We start from the raw sequence: 1648 nt of genomic DNA, 5'->3' as shown, positions 1-1648 counted from the left end.
TTGGCGTCGGTGGCCGCGCCGCGCCAGTCCTTGGAGACGGCGGTGTCGAGGGCGGAGGTTTCGGTGTGGGCTTTGCCGCCGCACTCGGCGCTGTTCTCGCAGCGGACCTGGGCGTCGGCGTGGGAGACGCTGGCCACCCCGGCGGGTTGGGGTTTGCCGTCGGGCCCGGTCTGAGCCTGCCGGTAGGCCACCTTGGTGTTGGCGGTCGAGCCGCAGGTGCCGTTGGTGCCGTGGACCTCGCAGCCGGTGGTGCTCTTGCTGGCGCGCTGGGGGACGTCGCCGGACGCGGTGCCGGAGGTGGCGCCGTTCTCGGTGCCCTTGCAGTCGGCGGAGCCGCAGTTGACGGTGCCGATCGTCTTGCTGCTGGCGGTCAGGCCCTCCGCTGTGGTCGCGGCCGCGAGCCGGGTGTCGGCATCGTTGCGCGGTGCGTTGTTGGCGACGGTGGAGCTGGCGTCGATGGCGCAGTCGCCGGACTCGCCGGCCAGGGTGCAGTCGTGGTGGGCGTCGGTGGCGCGGGTGGCGGTCTTGCCGTCCTGACCGGCGGTGATCGACGCCGCGGTGGCGGTGCTGGCCTTGCCGGAGCAGCCCTTGGCGTGGTCGCAGTCGAGCCGGCCGTGGGCCAACACGCCGTCATCGGTCCCCGGGCCCGTGGAGGAGGTGCACGCCCCGCCGGTGACCTGGCAGATGGCGCTGCCGGTCCGGGTGCGGTTGTCGGTGTTCGTCTTCGCGGGGGTGGCCGGGACGGCGGCCTGTGCGGTGGTCGGGTCCGCGGCGATCGCGGGCTTCTCGGGGGTGGTCGTGGCGTCCTCGGTCTTGCCGTTGGTGGTGGTGGCGGCGTTGCCGGAGCAGTCGGTGGCGCCCCGGGAGCAGCGGGCCGATGCTTCGGCCGCGGGCTTGCCCTCCACGGCGGCTTTGACCGTGGTGGTGGTGTCGCAGCCGATCGTGCCTGCCTGGCAGTGCGCGGTGCTGACGGCCTCGCCGTTGTCCTTGCTCACCGGCGACGCGCCCGGTTTCGGGTCGGTGGCGCGGCGGCCGATGGAGTCGGTGTCGCAGGCGCCGTTGCGGGTTTGGCAGTCCGCGCCGGCGTCGGCCCGGGTGGCGAAGCCGGTCAGGGCGCAGTCCTTGGTGCACGTGCCGTGGGACTGCGAGAGACCTTCGGTCTTGCCGGCGGCCAGGTCCTGCTCGTCGGGGGTTGTCGGGGTCTTGCCGAACTCGGTACAGCCGCCGCGGGCCTGGCAGAACGTGTTCGCGCCTCGGGTGTCGGCTCGGGTGGTGGTGGTGCAGTCGCCGGTGCCGCAGGTTGTCGCCGCGTTGGTCTTGGCGGCGGTGCTGGTGGTGGCGCAGCCGGCGCTGTACTCGCAGGTGGCTGAGGCGGCCCGGTCTGCGGTGGTGGAGTTGCTGGCGCAGGTGGAGATGCCGATCAGGCACAGGCTCTGGTCCTGGGTGGACCGGCCGTTGGTGGGGTCGATCGAGGTGGTGGAGCATTGGCCGAACGCCCCGTCGGCCGAGCAGGCGGCTCCGGCGCCGTCACGGCCGGGGTTGGCCCAGTCGGTGGAGTTGTGGCCGGTGGTGTCGTGTAGTCGTGCGGTGAGCTCGTCGACCTGGCGGCGTTGGGTGTTGTAGGCGGCGGCCTGCTGGTCGTAGGCGG

General features: G+C 73.1%; 1 protein-coding gene. It reads right to left on the bottom strand.

What is annotated here, in order from left to right:
- A partial coding sequence (locus N912_RS64995; RefSeq protein ID WP_028928024.1) for a hypothetical protein occupies positions 1-1648 on the bottom strand: 1648 nt, incomplete at both ends.

It is taken from the genome of Actinospineispora acaciae DSM 45401 (assembly GCF_000620785.1).
Classification (GTDB): domain Bacteria; phylum Actinomycetota; class Actinomycetes; order Mycobacteriales; family Pseudonocardiaceae; genus Pseudonocardia; species Pseudonocardia acaciae.
Note: the sequence above shows the minus strand (reverse complement) of the source record. Positions and strands in the feature narration are given on the sequence as shown.